Here is a 15,834-nt window from a genome sequence, read left to right on the forward strand (position 1 = left end):
CTCCTTCCCAATTATCGGGTTTTACCAACTTGCTTTTTTCACGCCAGGAATTTGGCCTTTATAAGCTAATTCACGGAAACAAATACGGCAAAGCTTAAATTTACGGATTACAGAGTGGGGACGACCACAACGTTCGCAACGAGTATAAGCTTGCACATTATGTTTAGGTGTGCGTTTTTGTTTCGCAATCATCGATTTTTTAGCCACATTTTCGCCTCCCTCTACCACACGCTGGTATTATTTTTGGAATGGCATTCCGAATGATGTTAAAAGCTCACGAGCTTCTTCATCAGTGTTGGCAGTAGTAACGATAACGATATCCATACCACGTACCTTGTTAACTTTATCATAATCAATTTCCGGGAAGATAAGCTGCTCTTTAACACCAAGAGTGTAGTTTCCACGGCCGTCGAAAGACTTCTTAGAGATACCACGGAAGTCACGAACACGAGGTAAAGATACAGATACTAACTTATCTAGGAATTCGTACATACGCTCTCCGCGTAATGTAACTTTCGCACCGATCGGCATTCCTTCACGAAGACGGAAGCCTGCGATAGATTTTTTCGCTCTAGTTACAACAGGTTTTTGACCAGTGATAGAAGTTAATTCTTCTACAGCTGCGTCTAACGCTTTAGAGTTGGCAACTGCATCACCAACACCCATGTTGATAACGATTTTCTCAAGCTTTGGAGCTTGCATCACAGATTTATAGTTAAACTTGCCCATTAGAGCAGGAATAATTTCGCTTTGATACTTTTCTTTTAGGCGGTTCATCAAAAGTACCTCCTTTCTTCAAAAGTCTATTTATCTAATTGTTCACCTGATTTTGTTGCAACACGTACTTTTTTACCGTCAACTACCTTGTATCCTACACGAGTAGGTTCACCGGATTTCGGATCTAAAGGCATAACGTTTGATACATGAATAGGCGCCTCACGGTTGATGATTCCACCTTGAGGGTTTTCTTGTGATGGTTTAGCATGCTTTTTCACGATGTTAATACCTTCTACAAGAACACGGTCTTTCTTAGGAAAAGATTCAAGGATCACTCCTTGTTTACCTTTATCCTTACCAGAGATAACTACAACTTTATCACCTTTTTTTACATGCATCCTTTCGCACCTCCTTGACACATTCATTTCTTATATTAAAGTACTTCTGGAGCTAAAGATACAATCTTCATGTAGTTGTTATCACGTAATTCACGTGCAACTGGTCCGAAGATACGAGTTCCACGAGGGCTCTTATCATCTTTGATAATTACGCATGCGTTCTCATCAAAACGGATATATGAACCGTCATTACGACGAACTCCACGTTTAGTACGAACTACTACAGCCTTCACTACGTCACCTTTTTTAACAACGCCTCCTGGTGTTGCTTGTTTCACTGTACAAACAATAACATCACCAATGTTCGCGTAACGACGACCAGATCCACCTAATACTTTAATTGCCAGTACTTCACGAGCACCTGAGTTATCAGCAACTTTCAAACGAGATTCTTGTTGAATCATGCATGGTACCTCCCTTCGGAATTACTATCCGAACTTAAATATTAGATAATTACAGCTTTCTCTACTACTTCTACTAAACGGAAACGCTTTGTTGAAGATAACGGACGTGTCTCCATGATCTTAACGATATCGCCAGTCTTAGCTGCGCCAGTTTCATCATGCGCTTTGTACTTTTTAGAGTACTTAACACGTTTGCCGTAGAGTGTGTGAGTTTTGTAAGTTTCAACTAGTACTGTGATTGTTTTATCCATTTTGTCAGAAACAACACGACCAGTGTAAACTTTACGTTGGTTACGTTCACTCATTTTCGCGAACCTCCTCTTAATTATTTGTTAGAAGCGATCTCTCTCTCGCGAACTACTGTTTTCATACGAGCGATTGACTTACGCACTTCGCGAATACGAGCAGTGTTTTCTAATTGACCAGTCGCTAATTGAAAGCGTAGGTTGAATAACTCTTCTTTTAAAGATTTCACTTTTTGTTCAATCTCGGCAGTGGTTAAGTCGCGTAGTTCATTAGCTTTCATTAGTTTCACCACCAATTTCTTCACGCTTTACGAACTTACATTTAACTGGTAGCTTATGCGCAGCTAAACGTAATGCTTCACGTGCAATTTCCTCAGATACACCTGAAATTTCAAACATAACCTTTCCAGGTTTAACAACTGCTACCCATCCTTCTGGAGCACCTTTACCGGAACCCATTCGGACCTCTAGAGGCTTTGCAGTGTATGGTTTTGAAGGGAAAATTTTAATCCAAACTTTACCGCCACGTTTCATATAACGAGTCATCGCACGACGTGCTGCTTCGATTTGACGGTTAGTGATCCAAGATGCTTCAAGAGATTGTAATCCGAACTCTCCGAAGTGTACCTCAGTACCGCCTTTCGCTTTACCACGCATTTTTCCACGATGTTCGCGGCGATATTTTACGCGTTTTGGTAATAACATAATTATTTTCCTCCTTCCTCAGTTTTCTTCTTCGTAGGAAGGACCTCTCCACGGTAGATCCATACTTTCACACCTAATTTACCGTAAGTTGTATCAGCTTCTGCTGTACCATAGTCAATATCAGCGCGAAGAGTATGAAGTGGAACTGTACCCTCACTATAATGTTCAGAACGAGCGATGTCTGCTCCGCCTAGACGACCAGATACCATCGTTTTAATACCTTTCGCACCAGCGCGCATTGCACGTTGAATTGCTTGCTTTTGAGCACGACGGAAAGATACACGGTTTTCTAATTGACGAGCGATGTTTTCAGCTACTAACTTAGCGTCAAGATCAGCTCTCTTGATTTCAAGGATGTTGATGTGTACACGTTTACCAGTTAATTGGTTCAACGCTTTACGAAGTGCTTCAACTTCAGTACCACCTTTACCGATAACCATTCCTGGTTTAGCAGTGTGAACAGTTACGTTCAAGCGGTTTGCAGCACGTTCGATTTCTACTTTAGATACAGAAGCGTCATTCAGACGTTTTGTGATATATTCACGAACTTTGATATCTTCATGAAGCAGGTTAGCATAATCTTTTCCTGCGTACCATTTGGACTCCCAGTCACGAATGATACCAACACGAAGACCGATAGGATTTACCTTTTGACCCACTGATTATCCCTCCTTCTTTTCTGATACCACGATTGTAATGTGGCTAGTGCGTTTGTTTATTTGACTCGCACGACCCATTGCGCGAGGGCGGAAACGTTTTAAAGTTGGTCCTTCATTCACGTATGCCTCAGTAACGATTAGGGCGTTTGCGTCCATTTCAAAATTGTGCTCTGCGTTAGCAATAGCGGACTTGAGAACTTTTTCGATTACTGGTGAAGCAGCCTTTGGAGTTAACTTCAAAATAGCTACTGCTTCGCCTACTTGCTTGCCTCGAATTAAATCCATAACTAGACGAGCTTTACGAGGAGCAATACGAACTGTTCTTGCAACAGCTTTAGCTTGCATGTAAAAGCCTCCTCTCTAATTAGCGTTTTGTTTTCTTATCATCATTTGCGTGACCTTTGTAAGTACGAGATGGAGCGAATTCTCCAAGCTTGTGACCTACCATGTCTTCTGTCACATATACTGGTACGTGTTTACGGCCATCATACACAGCGATTGTATGTCCGATAAATTGTGGGAAAATAGTAGAACGACGAGACCAAGTTTTTACGACTTGTTTACCCTCAGTTTCATTTAACTTTTCAATCTTTGTCATTAAATGATCATCTACAAAAGGCCCTTTTTTCAAGCTGCGACCCATGTGGAAACCTCCCTTCGTGATTGCTCTACGGTCCTTATGAACCGTAGTACAACCCCGTTATTTTTTACGACGACGAACGATAAATTTGTCAGACTTGTTTTTCTTCTTGCGAGTTTTGTAACCAAGAGTTGGTTTACCCCAAGGAGTCATAGGTGACTTACGTCCGATTGGTGAACGTCCTTCACCACCACCGTGTGGGTGATCGTTAGGGTTCATTACAGAACCACGTACAGTTGGGCGAATACCCATCCAACGAGAACGTCCTGCTTTACCAATGTTGATAAGTTCGTGCTGTTCGTTACCAACTTGACCTACAGAAGCGCGGCAAGTGGAAAGAATCATGCGAGTTTCACCGGAAGTTAAACGTACAAGTACGTATTTTCCTTCTTTACCAAGTACTTGAGCAGATGTACCTGCAGAGCGAACTAATTGTCCACCTTTACCTGGTTTTAATTCGATGTTGTGGATTACAGTACCTACTGGGATATTGATTAGTGGTAGTGCATTACCCACTTTGATATCAGCTTCAGGGCCAGACATTACTGTCATTCCCACTTCTAAGTTCTTAGGAGCTAGAATGTAGCGCTTTTCCCCATCTGCATAGTTGATTAACGCGATATTGGCGGAACGGTTTGGATCATACTCGATTGTAGCAACGCGTCCTGGTATACCATCTTTATCACGTTTGAAGTCGATGACGCGGTATTGACGTTTGTGTCCACCACCTTGGTGACGTACAGTCAATTTACCTTGGTTATTACGACCACCTTTTCTGTGTAACGGTTGTAGCAAGCTTTTTTCTGGTTTATCTGTAGTGATCTCAGCAAAATCAGAAACTGTCATGCCACGACGTCCATTAGAGGTTGGTTTGTATTTTTTAATCGCCATCATGTTCCCTCCTTTTCGTTGATGATTTTATTTTTTATTAAACCTCGAAGAATTCGATTTCTTTGCTATTTTCTTTTAATGTTACAATAGCTTTTCTACGACGGTTAGTTAATCCGCTATGACGACCTACACGACGGAATTTACCTTTGTAGTTCATGATGTTTACTTTCTCAACAGTTACGCCAAAGATCGCTTCAACAGCATCTTTAACTTCAGTCTTGTTAGCTCTAACATCAACTTCAAAAGTATATTTCTTTTCTGTCATTAAATCAGTAGAACGCTCAGTAATCACGGGGCGCTTAAGAACATCACGATGATCTCTCATTATGCAAGCACCTCCTCTAATTTTTGAACAGCGTCTTTCGTAAAGATTACTTTGTCATGGTTTACAACGTCTAATACGTTCACACCACTTACAGTAACAACAGTTACTCCAGGGATATTACGAGCAGATAAAGCAACGTTTTCGCTGTCGTCAGCTGTTACGATTAACGCTTTACGAGTGATTTCTAAACCTTTAAGTACAGAAGTCATTTCTTTTGTTTTTGGTGCATCAAAAGCTAATCCTTCTAATACTAACAATTCGTTTTCCAACACTTTGGAAGATAATGCAGATTTGATAGCTAAGCGACGAACTTTCTTAGGAAGTTTGTAGCTGTAGCTTCTTGGTGTAGGACCGAATACGATACCACCACCACGCCATTGTGGAGAGCGGATAGATCCTTGACGGGCACGGCCAGTGCCTTTTTGGCGCCATGGCTTACGTCCACCACCTGCTACTTCAGAGCGTCCTTTTACTTTTGCATTACCTTGACGTTGAGATGCTCTTTGCATAACGATCGCATCGAACAATACGCTGTTGTTTGGCTCAATACCGAACACAGCATCTGCTAATTCAATTTCACCGACATTAGAGCCAGCTTGATTGTATAATGCTACTTTAGGCATTTGTAGTTCCTCCTTTCCTAAACAATTAGTTTGCTTTTACCGCACTTTTAATTGTGATTAACGCTTTTTTAGGACCAGGTACGTTACCTTTTACTAATAATAGGTTACGTTCTGTGTCTACTTTCACGATCTCTAGGTTCTGGATAGTAATGCGCTCTCCACCCATACGTCCAGGTAATAATTTACCTTTGAATACACGGTTTGGAGCAACAGGTCCCATAGAACCAGGACGACGGTGATAACGAGAACCGTGAGTCATTGGGCCGCGTGATTGTCCGTGGCGCTTGATTGAGCCTTGGAAACCTTTACCCTTTGAGATTCCTGTTACATCTACTACATCGCCTTCTGCGAAAATATCAACTTTGACTTCCTGACCAACTTCGTAAGTTCCTAAGTCTACTCCATTGATTTCACGAATGAAGCGCTTAGGTGCTGTGTTAGCTTTAGCAACATGTCCTTTTTCAGGCTTGTTCGCTAATTTATCACGCTTGTCAGCAAAACCGATTTGAACTGCTTCATAACCGTCTGTTTCGACAGTTTTAACTTGAAGCACTACGTTTGGAGTAGCTTCGATTACTGTTACAGGGATAAGATCGCCGTTTGCAGCAAAAACTTGAGTCATACCTATCTTTTTTCCTAAGATTCCTTTGGTCATTAGTCACACCTCCTGATTAATTAAGTATTTATTGATTAAAGCTTGATTTCGATGTCCACACCAGATGGAAGATCTAAACGCATTAAGCTATCAACCGTTTGTGGTGTTGGGTTAATGATATCGATTAAGCGCTTATGAGTGCGCATTTCGAATTGCTCACGAGAATCTTTATATTTGTGTACCGCACGTAAGATAGTGTATACAGATCTTTCCGTCGGTAACGGAATAGGACCAGAAACAGTAGCACCTGAACGTTTTGCAGTTTCAACGATCTTCTCAGAAGATTGATCTAGAATTCTGTGATCATAAGCTTTTAAACGAATGCGAATCTTTTCTTTTGCCATTATTTTTCCCTCCTTTTTTCGCCTATATTATTGATAGACATTCTCCGTGAAAATTAACCTGTCACACTCGCCATGGCAAAGCGGCCGGGTGTGCCAGCAACCTTTCACATCATCGCAGTCAAAGACCAACATTACCTATTATACAACTAACTAATAGACAATGCAACTATATTTCAAATAAAATCTCTGAGCACTTTTCATATTATAACGAGAAGTTGTGCTTATTGCAACACGGACTGTAAGAATTATTCATTTCAGTTTTTTCCAGTATTGTTTGTGGTTATACGTTATTGATTTGTTGCGATTATTTATATAGAAGAAAGTCGTTTTTTTACCTTTTTTCTATGCGATATTTTACGTATCTTTTGAAGACCCCTGTTGATTTCCTTTTCAGGGGTTCGCTTTCCGCGGGCGGTCTCGTGAGCCTCCTCGGCGCTTTGCACCTGTGGGGTCTCCCTCGACGCGTTACTTCCGCAGGAGTCTCACCCCTTGCACTTCAATCAACAGGGGGAGAGTGGATATTCATTATGTGTCTCAATGAAAGGTAAAATAAACTTAATTTATTTTGATGATTTAAAAGATAACGCCTATTGCAACACTTAAAAATCTAAAGTTCAGCTGCACCGATAATACATTATCAACATACACAAAAAACCGGCACCCCAAAGGGATACCGGTTTTTAAAAGATCTATTCAGATCAAGAATTATTCTTGGATAGTAGCAACTACGCCAGCGCCTACTGTACGTCCACCTTCACGAATAGAGAACTTAGTTCCTTCTTCGATCGCGATTGGAGCGATAAGCTCAACAGTCATTTCGATGTTGTCACCAGGCATAACCATTTCTACGCCTTCAGGTAGGTTACAAATACCAGTTACGTCAGTTGTACGGAAGTAGAACTGAGGACGGTAGTTTGTGAAGAATGGAGTGTGACGTCCACCCTCTTCTTTAGATAATACGTAAACTTCAGCTTTGAACTTTGTGTGTGGAGTGATAGTACCAGGCTTAGCTAATACTTGTCCACGTTGGATGTCGTCACGAGCAACCCCACGAAGAAGTGCACCGATGTTGTCTCCAGCTTCAGCATAGTCAAGAAGCTTACGGAACATTTCTACTCCAGTTACAGTAGTAGATTTAGGCTCTTCAGTTAAACCGATGATTGCGATAGTGTCACCAACTTTAACTTGTCCACGCTCAACACGTCCAGTAGCAACTGTTCCACGTCCAGTGATAGAGAACACGTCCTCAACTGGCATCATGAATGGCTTTTCAGTGTCACGAGCTGGTGTTGGGATGTACTCATCAACTGCAGCCATAAGCTCAACGATTCTTTCTTCCCACTCAGCGTCTCCTTCAAGAGCTTTAAGAGCAGAACCTTTGATTACAGGAACATCGTCTCCAGGGAAATCGTACTCAGAAAGAAGGTCACGAACTTCCATTTCAACTAATTCTAGTAATTCTTCGTCGTCAACCATGTCACATTTGTTTAAGAATACAACTAGGTGAGGTACACCAACTTGACGAGAAAGAAGGATGTGCTCACGAGTTTGTGGCATTGGACCATCAGCAGCAGATACTACTAGGATTCCGCCGTCCATTTGAGCAGCACCAGTGATCATGTTTTTAACATAGTCAGCATGTCCTGGGCAGTCAACGTGTGCATAGTGACGGTTTTCAGTTTCATACTCAACGTGAGCTGTAGAAATAGTGATTCCACGCTCTCTTTCTTCTGGAGCCGCGTCGATCATGTCATAAGCCATTGCAGCACCTTTACCACTGCGCTTTGCAAGTACAGTTGTGATTGCAGCTGTTAAAGTAGTTTTACCATGGTCAACGTGTCCGATTGTACCGATATTAGCATGCGTTTTGGATCTATCGAATTTCTCTTTACCCATTAGAATATCCTCCTTAGAGTTTCATAAGTTTTTTATTTTTATATGAGACATTAACAAGTGATGGCCACTTATTAACCTACATACTATTTATAAAACAGAATCAGGTGAAAATCAATTATTCACCTTTATTTTTTTTGATGATTTCTTCAGAAATCGATTTTGGTACTTCCTCGTAGTGATCGAAATGCATTGTGAATACTCCGCGTCCTTGTGTGTTAGAACGAAGGGATGTTGCATAACCGAACATTTCAGATAGTGGAACCATAGCGCGAACAACTTGAGCGTTACCGCGAGCTTCCATACCTTCAACGCGTCCACGACGAGAAGTGATACCACCCATGATGTCTCCCATGTATTCTTCCGGAGTTACAACTTCCACTCTCATAACCGGTTCAAGAATTACAGGGTTACATTTTGATACTGCGTTTTTAAGAGCTAGGGAAGCAGCTACTTTAAACGCCATCTCAGAGGAGTCAACATCATGGTAAGAACCATCAACCAATGCAGCTTTAACATCGATTAGAGGGTAACCAGCAAGTACTCCGTTTTTCATGGAGTCTTCAAGACCAGCTTGTACAGCAGGTACGTATTCACGAGGAACTACTCCACCTACGATTTTGTTTTCAAATTCGAAGCCTTTTCCTTCTTCGTTTGGTTCGAACTCGATCCAAACGTGTCCGAATTGACCGCGACCACCGGATTGACGAGCAAATTTACCCTCAACTCTTGCAGATCCACGGAACGTTTCACGGTACGCTACTTGAGGAGCACCAACGTTTGCTTCTACTTTGAATTCACGTCTCATACGATCAACAAGGATATCAAGGTGAAGCTCACCCATACCTGCGATGATTGTTTGTCCAGTTTCCTGGTCAGTATGTGCACGGAAAGTAGGATCTTCCTCTTGAAGCTTTTGAAGCGCAGTAGTCATCTTATCTTGGTCAGCCTTGGATTTAGGCTCAACGGATAATTGGATAACTGGCTCTGGGAACTCCATGGACTCAAGGATTACTTGGTGCTTATCGTCACATAACGTATCACCAGTAGTAGTGTCCTTTAATCCAACCGCAGCAGCGATGTCTCCAGCATATACTACTGGAATCTCTTCACGGCTGTTTGCGTGCATTTGAAGGATACGTCCTACACGCTCACGCTTACCTTTTGTAGAGTTGATAACGTATGAACCGGAGTTCAGTGAACCTGAGTACACACGGAAGAACGTTAGCTTCCCAACATAAGGGTCAGTCATAACTTTGAACGCTAAAGCAGCAAATGGGCCATTATCGGAAGATTCAAGAGTTACCTCTTCATCAGAATCCGGTAAAGTTCCTTTGATTGCTGGAACGTCTGTTGGAGCTGGTAGGTAGTCAATTACAGCATCAAGCATTAATTGAACACCTTTGTTTTTAAAAGCAGAACCACAGATTACTGGGTAGAATTCAACGTCACAAGTACCTCTACGGATAGTCGCTTTTAACTCTTCAGTTGTAAGCTCTTCTCCTTCTAGGTACTTCATCATTAATTCTTCATCTAATTCTGCTACTGCTTCAACTAAGCGTTGACGATACTCGTCTGCTTTGTCTTTGTACTCAGCCGGGATTTCTTTTGCTTCAGAACGAGTACCTAAATCGTCTTCGTAGTAGTAAGCAACCATTTCTACAAGGTCGATGATACCTTCAAACTCATCTTCAGCTCCGATTGGAAGTTGAATTGGATGAGCATTGGCTTGAAGGCGGTCATGGATTGTACCTACAGAGTATAAGAAGTCTGCACCGATCTTGTCCATTTTGTTAACGAACACGATACGTGGTACACCATAAGTTGTTGCTTGGCGCCAAACTGTTTCTGTTTGAGGCTCAACACCGGATTGTGCGTCAAGAACTGCTACCGCACCATCAAGTACACGAAGGGAACGTTCTACTTCAACTGTGAAGTCTACGTGTCCAGGTGTATCGATAATGTTTACGCGGTGGCCTTTCCATTGAGCTGTTGTCGCAGCAGATGTGATCGTGATTCCACGCTCTTGCTCCTGCTCCATCCAGTCCATTTGAGATGCACCCTCATGAGTTTCACCGATTTTGTGAATACGTCCTGTGTAGAACAAAACACGCTCAGTTGTAGTTGTTTTACCAGCATCAATGTGGGCCATGATACCGATATTACGTGTCTTATCTAAGGAGAACTCTCTTGCCATATGGTATTTCTCCTTCCTAAGTATCGAGATTTTGTTGTTTATACCTAAAGCTGTTAAGTACTTGTCTTAACAGCTCTAGATAATATGTGATTTTACCAACGGTAGTGAGCAAACGCTTTGTTCGCTTCTGCCATTTTGTGCATATCTTCACGCTTTTTAACTGATGCTCCAGTGTTGTTAGCTGCATCTAGGATTTCGTTAGCTAAACGCTCTTCCATCGTTTTCTCTCCACGAAGACGAGAGTAGTTAACTAGGTAACGTAGTCCAAGAGTAGTACGACGATCTGGGCGCACCTCTACAGGTACTTGATAGTTCGCTCCACCTACACGACGTGCTCTAACTTCAAGAACAGGCATGATGTTTTTCATCGCTTGTTCGAACACTTCCATAGGTTCTTGTCCGGAACGCTCACCAACTAGTTTGAATGCATTATAGATGATAGCTTGAGATTTTCCTCTCTTACCATCGATCATTAATTTGTTTACAAGACGAGTTACTAACTTGGAGTTATATAACGGATCTGGTAATACGTCTCTTTTTGCAACAGGGCCTTTACGTGGCATATTAATATCCTCCTTTCGCATAACTTAATGTTAAGCAATTCGTATTCTATTATTTCTTAGGCGCTTTTGGTCTCTTAGTTCCGTACTTAGAACGACCTTGCATACGGTTGTTAACTCCCGCAGTGTCAAGTGCTCCACGTACGATGTGATAACGTACTCCCGGTAAGTCTTTTACACGACCGCCGCGGATTAAAACTACGCTATGCTCTTGTAGGTTGTGACCGATACCTGGGATATAAGCAGTTACCTCAATTTGGTTAGTTAAACGAACACGTGCATATTTACGCAATGCGGAGTTCGGTTTCTTCGGAGTCATTGTACCAACACGAGTACATACACCACGTTTTTGAGGTGAAGACACATCAGTCTGCGCCTTCTTGAAACTGTTATAACCTTTGTTTAAAGCTGGAGATTTAGACTTTACAACTTTGCTTGTACGACCTTTACGTACTAACTGGTTAATAGTAGGCATTTATTTTTCCTCCTTCCTCATGTTTTAAGACCACATATCCAGGTGGTTCATTTTAAGGCAAAAAACAAAGTCTTTGCGAATCTATACTCACAAAAACAGTTTTTATTGAATGATCGCAACAGCCGAGGCACCTACTTCAATCCCGCAAGCCTTCCCGAGTTTTTTCATCGAGTCAACTTTCACGATTGGAATATTGTGTTCCTTTGCAGTCTGGACAACCTTCTGTGTTACTATCACATCGGCATCCTCCGCAATGACAACCTCTTTCACTGTTCCGGATTTCAGCGCCTTCACTGTTTGTTTTGTACCAACAATGAAGGTGTTTGCCTGTATCACTTTTTCATAAGACATTGATATCCTCCAAAGCAACAGGTTATATAAGCACCTTTGCTATAGTACCATCTCTGTTTTTAGATGTCAACCCGTTTCTTGAATAACATTGAAAAGATTGTCGGGTTGCCCCGACAATCTCCCATTTATTCTACCGTTACAGGTTCTTCTTTGCCGACTTCTTTCGTCAGATCGAATTTACGGTAACGGTTCATACCAGTACCAGCTGGAACTAGTTTACCGATGATAACATTCTCTTTCAATCCTAGTAGCTCATCGCGCTTTCCTTTGATTGCAGCGTCTGTTAAGACTCTTGTTGTTTCTTGGAAAGATGCAGCTGACAAGAACGAATCGGTTTCCAGAGATGCCTTGGTAATACCCAGTAGGACCGGTCGACCAGTTGCAGGTGTTTTGCCTTCAATCAGCACACGTTCGTTCGCGTCGGTGAATTGGTGGACATCAAGCAGGGTTCCTGGTAGTACATCAGTATCACCAGCGTCAATGACACGTACTTTACGTAGCATTTGACGAACCATAACCTCAACGTGCTTATCTCCAATTTCTACCCCTTGCATACGGTATACTTTTTGAACTTCAAGCAGTAGATATTCCTGTACAGAAACCATATCTTTTACCTTTAATAGCTCTTTCGGGTCAATGGAACCTTCTGTAAGTTCCTGACCACGAAGCACTTCGGCATTAACCCCAACCTTAAGGCGGGCAGTATATGGTACTGTGTAGTTTCTCGTTTCCACTTCACCTTGTACAGTGATTTCTTGCTGACGATCTTTTCCTTCGTTGATGGCAGTAACAACACCATCAATTTCAGAGATGACCGCTTGACCTTTCGGATTACGCGCTTCGAATATCTCCTGGATACGCGGTAAACCTTGTGTAATATCGTCTCCAGCAACCCCACCTGTATGGAAAGTACGCATCGTTAACTGAGTTCCTGGCTCACCGATAGATTGAGCAGCGATAATACCTACAGCTTCTCCGACTTCTACCTCTAAACCAGTTGCCAGATTGCGGCCGTAACATTTCTTACATACACCATGGCGAGTATCACATGTGAATACAGAGCGGATCGTAACATCTTCCACGCCTGCTTCCACGATGACGGTTGCGATATCCTCGGTAATCAAATCGTTTTTCGCTACAAGAACTTCACCAGTTTCCGGGTGTTTGACAGCTTTCCTAGCATAACGACCAATTAGACGCTCTTCTAACTTTTCTACTACCTCTGTACCATCTTTCAGAGATGAGATGTGTAACCCACGATCTGTTCCACAATCGATCTCACGGACGATAACATCTTGTGCAACGTCAACCAGACGACGAGTCAGGTAACCTGAATCGGCAGTTTTCAGTGCAGTATCGGCAAGACCTTTACGCGCACCATGTGTGGAGATAAAGTATTCCAATACCGTCAGACCTTCACGGAAACTCGATTTGATCGGAAGTTCGATGATACGTCCAGACGGGTTGGCCATCAGTCCACGCATACCTGCCAATTGTGTAAAGTTAGATGCGTTACCACGTGCTCCTGAATCACTCATCATGAAGATGTGATTCAATCGTGGCAAGGATTGCATCAGCTTGTTCTGTATGACATCCTTCGCAGCACTCCAGATGGAAATTACGCGGTCATAGCGCTCTTCTTCTGTGATAAGTCCGCGACGGAACTGTTTAAGAACTGTATCTACTTTTGTTTGTGCTTCAACCAAGATTTCTTCTTTCTCTTTAAGAACCACGATGTCAGCTACACCAACCGTAATACCGGCCTTAGTAGAGTATCTGAATCCAAGGTTTTTCATGCGGTCAAGCATTTTGGACGTTTCTGTGATTTTGAAACGTTTGAATACTTCAGCGATGATATTCCCAAGGATTTTCTTCTTAAATGGATCGATAAGCTCTTGTTGTTGAATCGCTTCTTTTACATTCGCGCCCTTTTCAACAAAGTATTTGTCCGGAGTGTTAACCTCAAGATTATGCTTTGTCGGTTCGTTGATGTAAGGGAAAGATGGCGGTAAAATCTCATTGAAGATCATTTTCCCGACAGTTGTAATAAGAAGTTTCTGTTTTTGTTCAGGTGTGAAGGTTTCGTTATCCAGGGATCCTGCATGAACCGCAACACGAGTATGCAAGTGAACATAGCCATTTGCATAAGCGATCAGCGCTTCGTTTGTATCCTTGAATACCATTCCCTCTCCAACTGCATTTTCACGCTCTAATGTTAAGTAGTAGTTACCAAGTACCATATCCTGTGAAGGAGTAACTACAGGCTTACCATCCTTAGGGTTAAGGATGTTCTGGGCAGCAAGCATAAGGATGCGTGCCTCAGCCTGAGCTTCAGCAGAAAGTGGAACGTGAACCGCCATTTGGTCACCGTCAAAGTCCGCATTGTATGCAGTACATACTAGTGGATGAAGACGGATTGCACGACCTTCCACAAGTGTAGGTTCAAATGCTTGAATACCTAGTCTGTGAAGGGTTGGTGCGCGGTTCAGTAATACCGGATGCTCTCTGATGACAGATTCCAATACGTCCCAAACCTCTGGCTGTACGCGTTCGATCTTGCGTTTCGCACTCTTGATGTTATGCGCAAGGCCACGTTCAACAAGCTCTTTCATTACGAATGGTTTGAATAGCTCAAGCGCCATTTCTTTTGGCAAACCACATTGGTACATTTTCAAGTTTGGCCCTACTACGATAACGGAACGACCAGAATAGTCAACACGTTTACCCAGCAAGTTCTGACGGAAACGTCCTTGTTTCCCTTTCAGCATATGAGAAAGAGATTTCAACGGTCTGTTACCAGGACCAGTTACAGGACGACCGCGACGGCCATTATCGATTAGTGCATCAACGGCTTCTTGCAGCATACGTTTTTCGTTTTGAACGATGATGCTAGGAGCACCAAGGTCCAACAAACGTTTTAAACGGTTGTTGCGGTTGATGACACGACGGTACAGGTCGTTCAAGTCGGATGTAGCGAAACGACCACCATCCAATTGAACCATTGGACGCAATTCTGGAGGAATGACCGGAAGAACATCAAGGATCATCCAAGATGGCTCATTTCCAGATCCCCTGAAGGATTCCAATACTTCCAAACGCTTGATTGCTCTTGTACGGCGTTGGCCTTGAGCAGTTTTAAGCTCTTCTTTCAAGGATTCTACATCTTTCTCAAGATCGATGTCATGAAGAAGCTTTTTGATCGCTTCAGCACCCATGGACGCTTGGAAAGTCTGGCCATACTTTTCACGGTAAGCACGGAACTCTTTTTCGGAAAGAAGCTGTTTCTTCTCTAAAGGAGTATCTCCCGTTTCCGTTACTACATAGGACGCAAAGTAGATTACTTCTTCCAATGCACGCGGGGACATGTCAAGAACAAGTCCCATACGGCTAGGAATACCTTTGAAATACCAGATATGAGATACAGGAGCAGCTAGTTCGATGTGGCCCATGCGTTCACGGCGAACCTTCGCTCTTGTTACTTCCACTCCACAGCGGTCACAGACAACACCCTTGTAACGGACGCGTTTGTATTTACCACAGTGACATTCCCAGTCCTTTGTCGGACCGAAGATACGTTCGCAGAATAGCCCATCTTTTTCCGGCTTTAATGTACGATAGTTGATTGTTTCAGGCTTCTTCACTTCTCCGAAAGACCAAGATCTGATCTTATCCGGAGAAGCTAGGCCTATCTTCATATACTCAAAATTGTTAACATCTAGCAAGGGGCCTACCTCCCTTATAATCTACAGGTT

Annotated in this window: 21 protein-coding genes; all 21 read right to left on the reverse strand. The window is 42.6% G+C overall.

Going from position 1 to position 15,834, the window contains the following annotated elements; all coding sequences use genetic code 11:
* Positions 1 to 21: 21 nt before the first annotated feature.
* Entirely contained in the window at positions 22 to 207 is a 186-nt protein-coding gene (locus ABN702_RS19565; RefSeq protein WP_010191505.1) for a type Z 30S ribosomal protein S14, read from the reverse strand.
* Positions 208 to 237: 30 nt separating this feature from the next.
* Positions 238 to 777, reverse strand: a complete 540-nt coding sequence (gene rplE, locus ABN702_RS19570; RefSeq protein ID WP_417898354.1) for a 50S ribosomal protein L5 — start codon at positions 775 to 777, stop codon at positions 238 to 240.
* A gap of 26 nt (positions 778 to 803) precedes the next feature.
* Positions 804 to 1,115: a 50S ribosomal protein L24 gene (rplX, locus tag ABN702_RS19575; protein ID WP_204420009.1), complete on the reverse strand. Its 312-nt coding sequence runs from the start codon at positions 1,113 to 1,115 to the stop codon at positions 804 to 806.
* A gap of 35 nt (positions 1,116 to 1,150) precedes the next feature.
* The gene (rplN, locus tag ABN702_RS19580; protein ID WP_010191501.1) at positions 1,151 to 1,519 is read right to left on the reverse strand and encodes a 50S ribosomal protein L14; all 369 of its coding nucleotides are present in this window, start codon (positions 1,517 to 1,519) and stop codon (positions 1,151 to 1,153) included.
* Positions 1,520 to 1,560: 41 nt separating this feature from the next.
* Positions 1,561 to 1,824 carry a 30S ribosomal protein S17 gene (gene rpsQ, locus ABN702_RS19585; protein WP_204420012.1) on the reverse strand — a complete coding sequence of 88 codons (264 nt, stop codon included), beginning with the start codon at positions 1,822 to 1,824 and terminating at the stop codon, positions 1,561 to 1,563.
* A gap of 20 nt (positions 1,825 to 1,844) precedes the next feature.
* Entirely contained in the window at positions 1,845 to 2,045 is a 201-nt protein-coding gene (rpmC, locus tag ABN702_RS19590) for a 50S ribosomal protein L29 (RefSeq protein WP_010191499.1), read from the reverse strand.
* Positions 2,035 to 2,469, reverse strand: coding sequence for a 50S ribosomal protein L16 (gene rplP, locus ABN702_RS19595; protein WP_204420014.1), 435 nt, complete (start codon positions 2,467 to 2,469; stop codon positions 2,035 to 2,037). The genes rpmC and rplP overlap by 11 nt, the downstream gene beginning before the upstream one ends.
* 2 nt (positions 2,470 to 2,471) lie before the next feature.
* Positions 2,472 to 3,128, reverse strand: coding sequence for a 30S ribosomal protein S3 (rpsC, locus tag ABN702_RS19600; protein ID WP_417898355.1), 657 nt, complete (start codon positions 3,126 to 3,128; stop codon positions 2,472 to 2,474).
* A gap of 3 nt (positions 3,129 to 3,131) precedes the next feature.
* Positions 3,132 to 3,473, reverse strand: a complete 342-nt coding sequence (gene rplV, locus ABN702_RS19605) for a 50S ribosomal protein L22 (RefSeq protein ID WP_204420018.1) — start codon at positions 3,471 to 3,473, stop codon at positions 3,132 to 3,134.
* Positions 3,474 to 3,492: 19 nt separating this feature from the next.
* Positions 3,493 to 3,771, reverse strand: a complete 279-nt coding sequence (gene rpsS / locus ABN702_RS19610) for a 30S ribosomal protein S19 (protein ID WP_204420020.1) — start codon at positions 3,769 to 3,771, stop codon at positions 3,493 to 3,495.
* Between the two features lie 57 nt (positions 3,772 to 3,828).
* Complete coding sequence (gene rplB, locus ABN702_RS19615) at positions 3,829 to 4,659, reverse strand: 50S ribosomal protein L2 (protein WP_204420085.1); 831 nt, start codon at positions 4,657 to 4,659, stop codon at positions 3,829 to 3,831.
* Between the two features lie 37 nt (positions 4,660 to 4,696).
* Complete coding sequence (gene rplW, locus ABN702_RS19620; RefSeq protein ID WP_224841274.1) at positions 4,697 to 4,984, reverse strand: 50S ribosomal protein L23; 288 nt, start codon at positions 4,982 to 4,984, stop codon at positions 4,697 to 4,699.
* Positions 4,984 to 5,607: a 50S ribosomal protein L4 gene (gene rplD, locus ABN702_RS19625; protein ID WP_417898356.1), complete on the reverse strand. Its 624-nt coding sequence runs from the start codon at positions 5,605 to 5,607 to the stop codon at positions 4,984 to 4,986. The genes rplW and rplD overlap by 1 nt, the downstream gene beginning before the upstream one ends.
* Positions 5,608 to 5,632: 25 nt before the next feature.
* Positions 5,633 to 6,262, reverse strand: coding sequence for a 50S ribosomal protein L3 (rplC, locus tag ABN702_RS19630; protein ID WP_417898357.1), 630 nt, complete (start codon positions 6,260 to 6,262; stop codon positions 5,633 to 5,635).
* A gap of 35 nt (positions 6,263 to 6,297) precedes the next feature.
* Positions 6,298 to 6,606, reverse strand: a complete 309-nt coding sequence (gene rpsJ, locus ABN702_RS19635) for a 30S ribosomal protein S10 (protein ID WP_010191483.1) — start codon at positions 6,604 to 6,606, stop codon at positions 6,298 to 6,300.
* Between the two features lie 705 nt (positions 6,607 to 7,311).
* Positions 7,312 to 8,502, reverse strand: a complete 1,191-nt coding sequence (gene tuf / locus ABN702_RS19640) for an elongation factor Tu (protein WP_386645268.1) — start codon at positions 8,500 to 8,502, stop codon at positions 7,312 to 7,314.
* Positions 8,503 to 8,617: 115 nt separating this feature from the next.
* The gene (gene fusA / locus ABN702_RS19645; protein ID WP_417898358.1) at positions 8,618 to 10,696 is read right to left on the reverse strand and encodes an elongation factor G; all 2,079 of its coding nucleotides are present in this window, start codon (positions 10,694 to 10,696) and stop codon (positions 8,618 to 8,620) included.
* Between the two features lie 92 nt (positions 10,697 to 10,788).
* Positions 10,789 to 11,259, reverse strand: a complete 471-nt coding sequence (gene rpsG, locus ABN702_RS19650) for a 30S ribosomal protein S7 (RefSeq protein ID WP_010191480.1) — start codon at positions 11,257 to 11,259, stop codon at positions 10,789 to 10,791.
* Between the two features lie 49 nt (positions 11,260 to 11,308).
* Positions 11,309 to 11,731, reverse strand: coding sequence for a 30S ribosomal protein S12 (rpsL, locus tag ABN702_RS19655; RefSeq protein ID WP_010191479.1), 423 nt, complete (start codon positions 11,729 to 11,731; stop codon positions 11,309 to 11,311).
* 102 nt (positions 11,732 to 11,833) lie between these two features.
* Positions 11,834 to 12,082: a 50S ribosomal protein L7ae-like protein gene (locus ABN702_RS19660; protein WP_204420033.1), complete on the reverse strand. Its 249-nt coding sequence runs from the start codon at positions 12,080 to 12,082 to the stop codon at positions 11,834 to 11,836.
* Between the two features lie 125 nt (positions 12,083 to 12,207).
* Entirely contained in the window at positions 12,208 to 15,804 is a 3,597-nt protein-coding gene (gene rpoC, locus ABN702_RS19665; protein WP_417898359.1) for a DNA-directed RNA polymerase subunit beta', read from the reverse strand.
* Positions 15,805 to 15,834: the final 30 nt, after the last annotated feature.

This window comes from Bacillus haimaensis, from assembly GCF_048270625.1.
Classification (GTDB): domain Bacteria; phylum Bacillota; class Bacilli; order Bacillales; family Bacillaceae_I; genus Sutcliffiella_A; species Sutcliffiella_A haimaensis.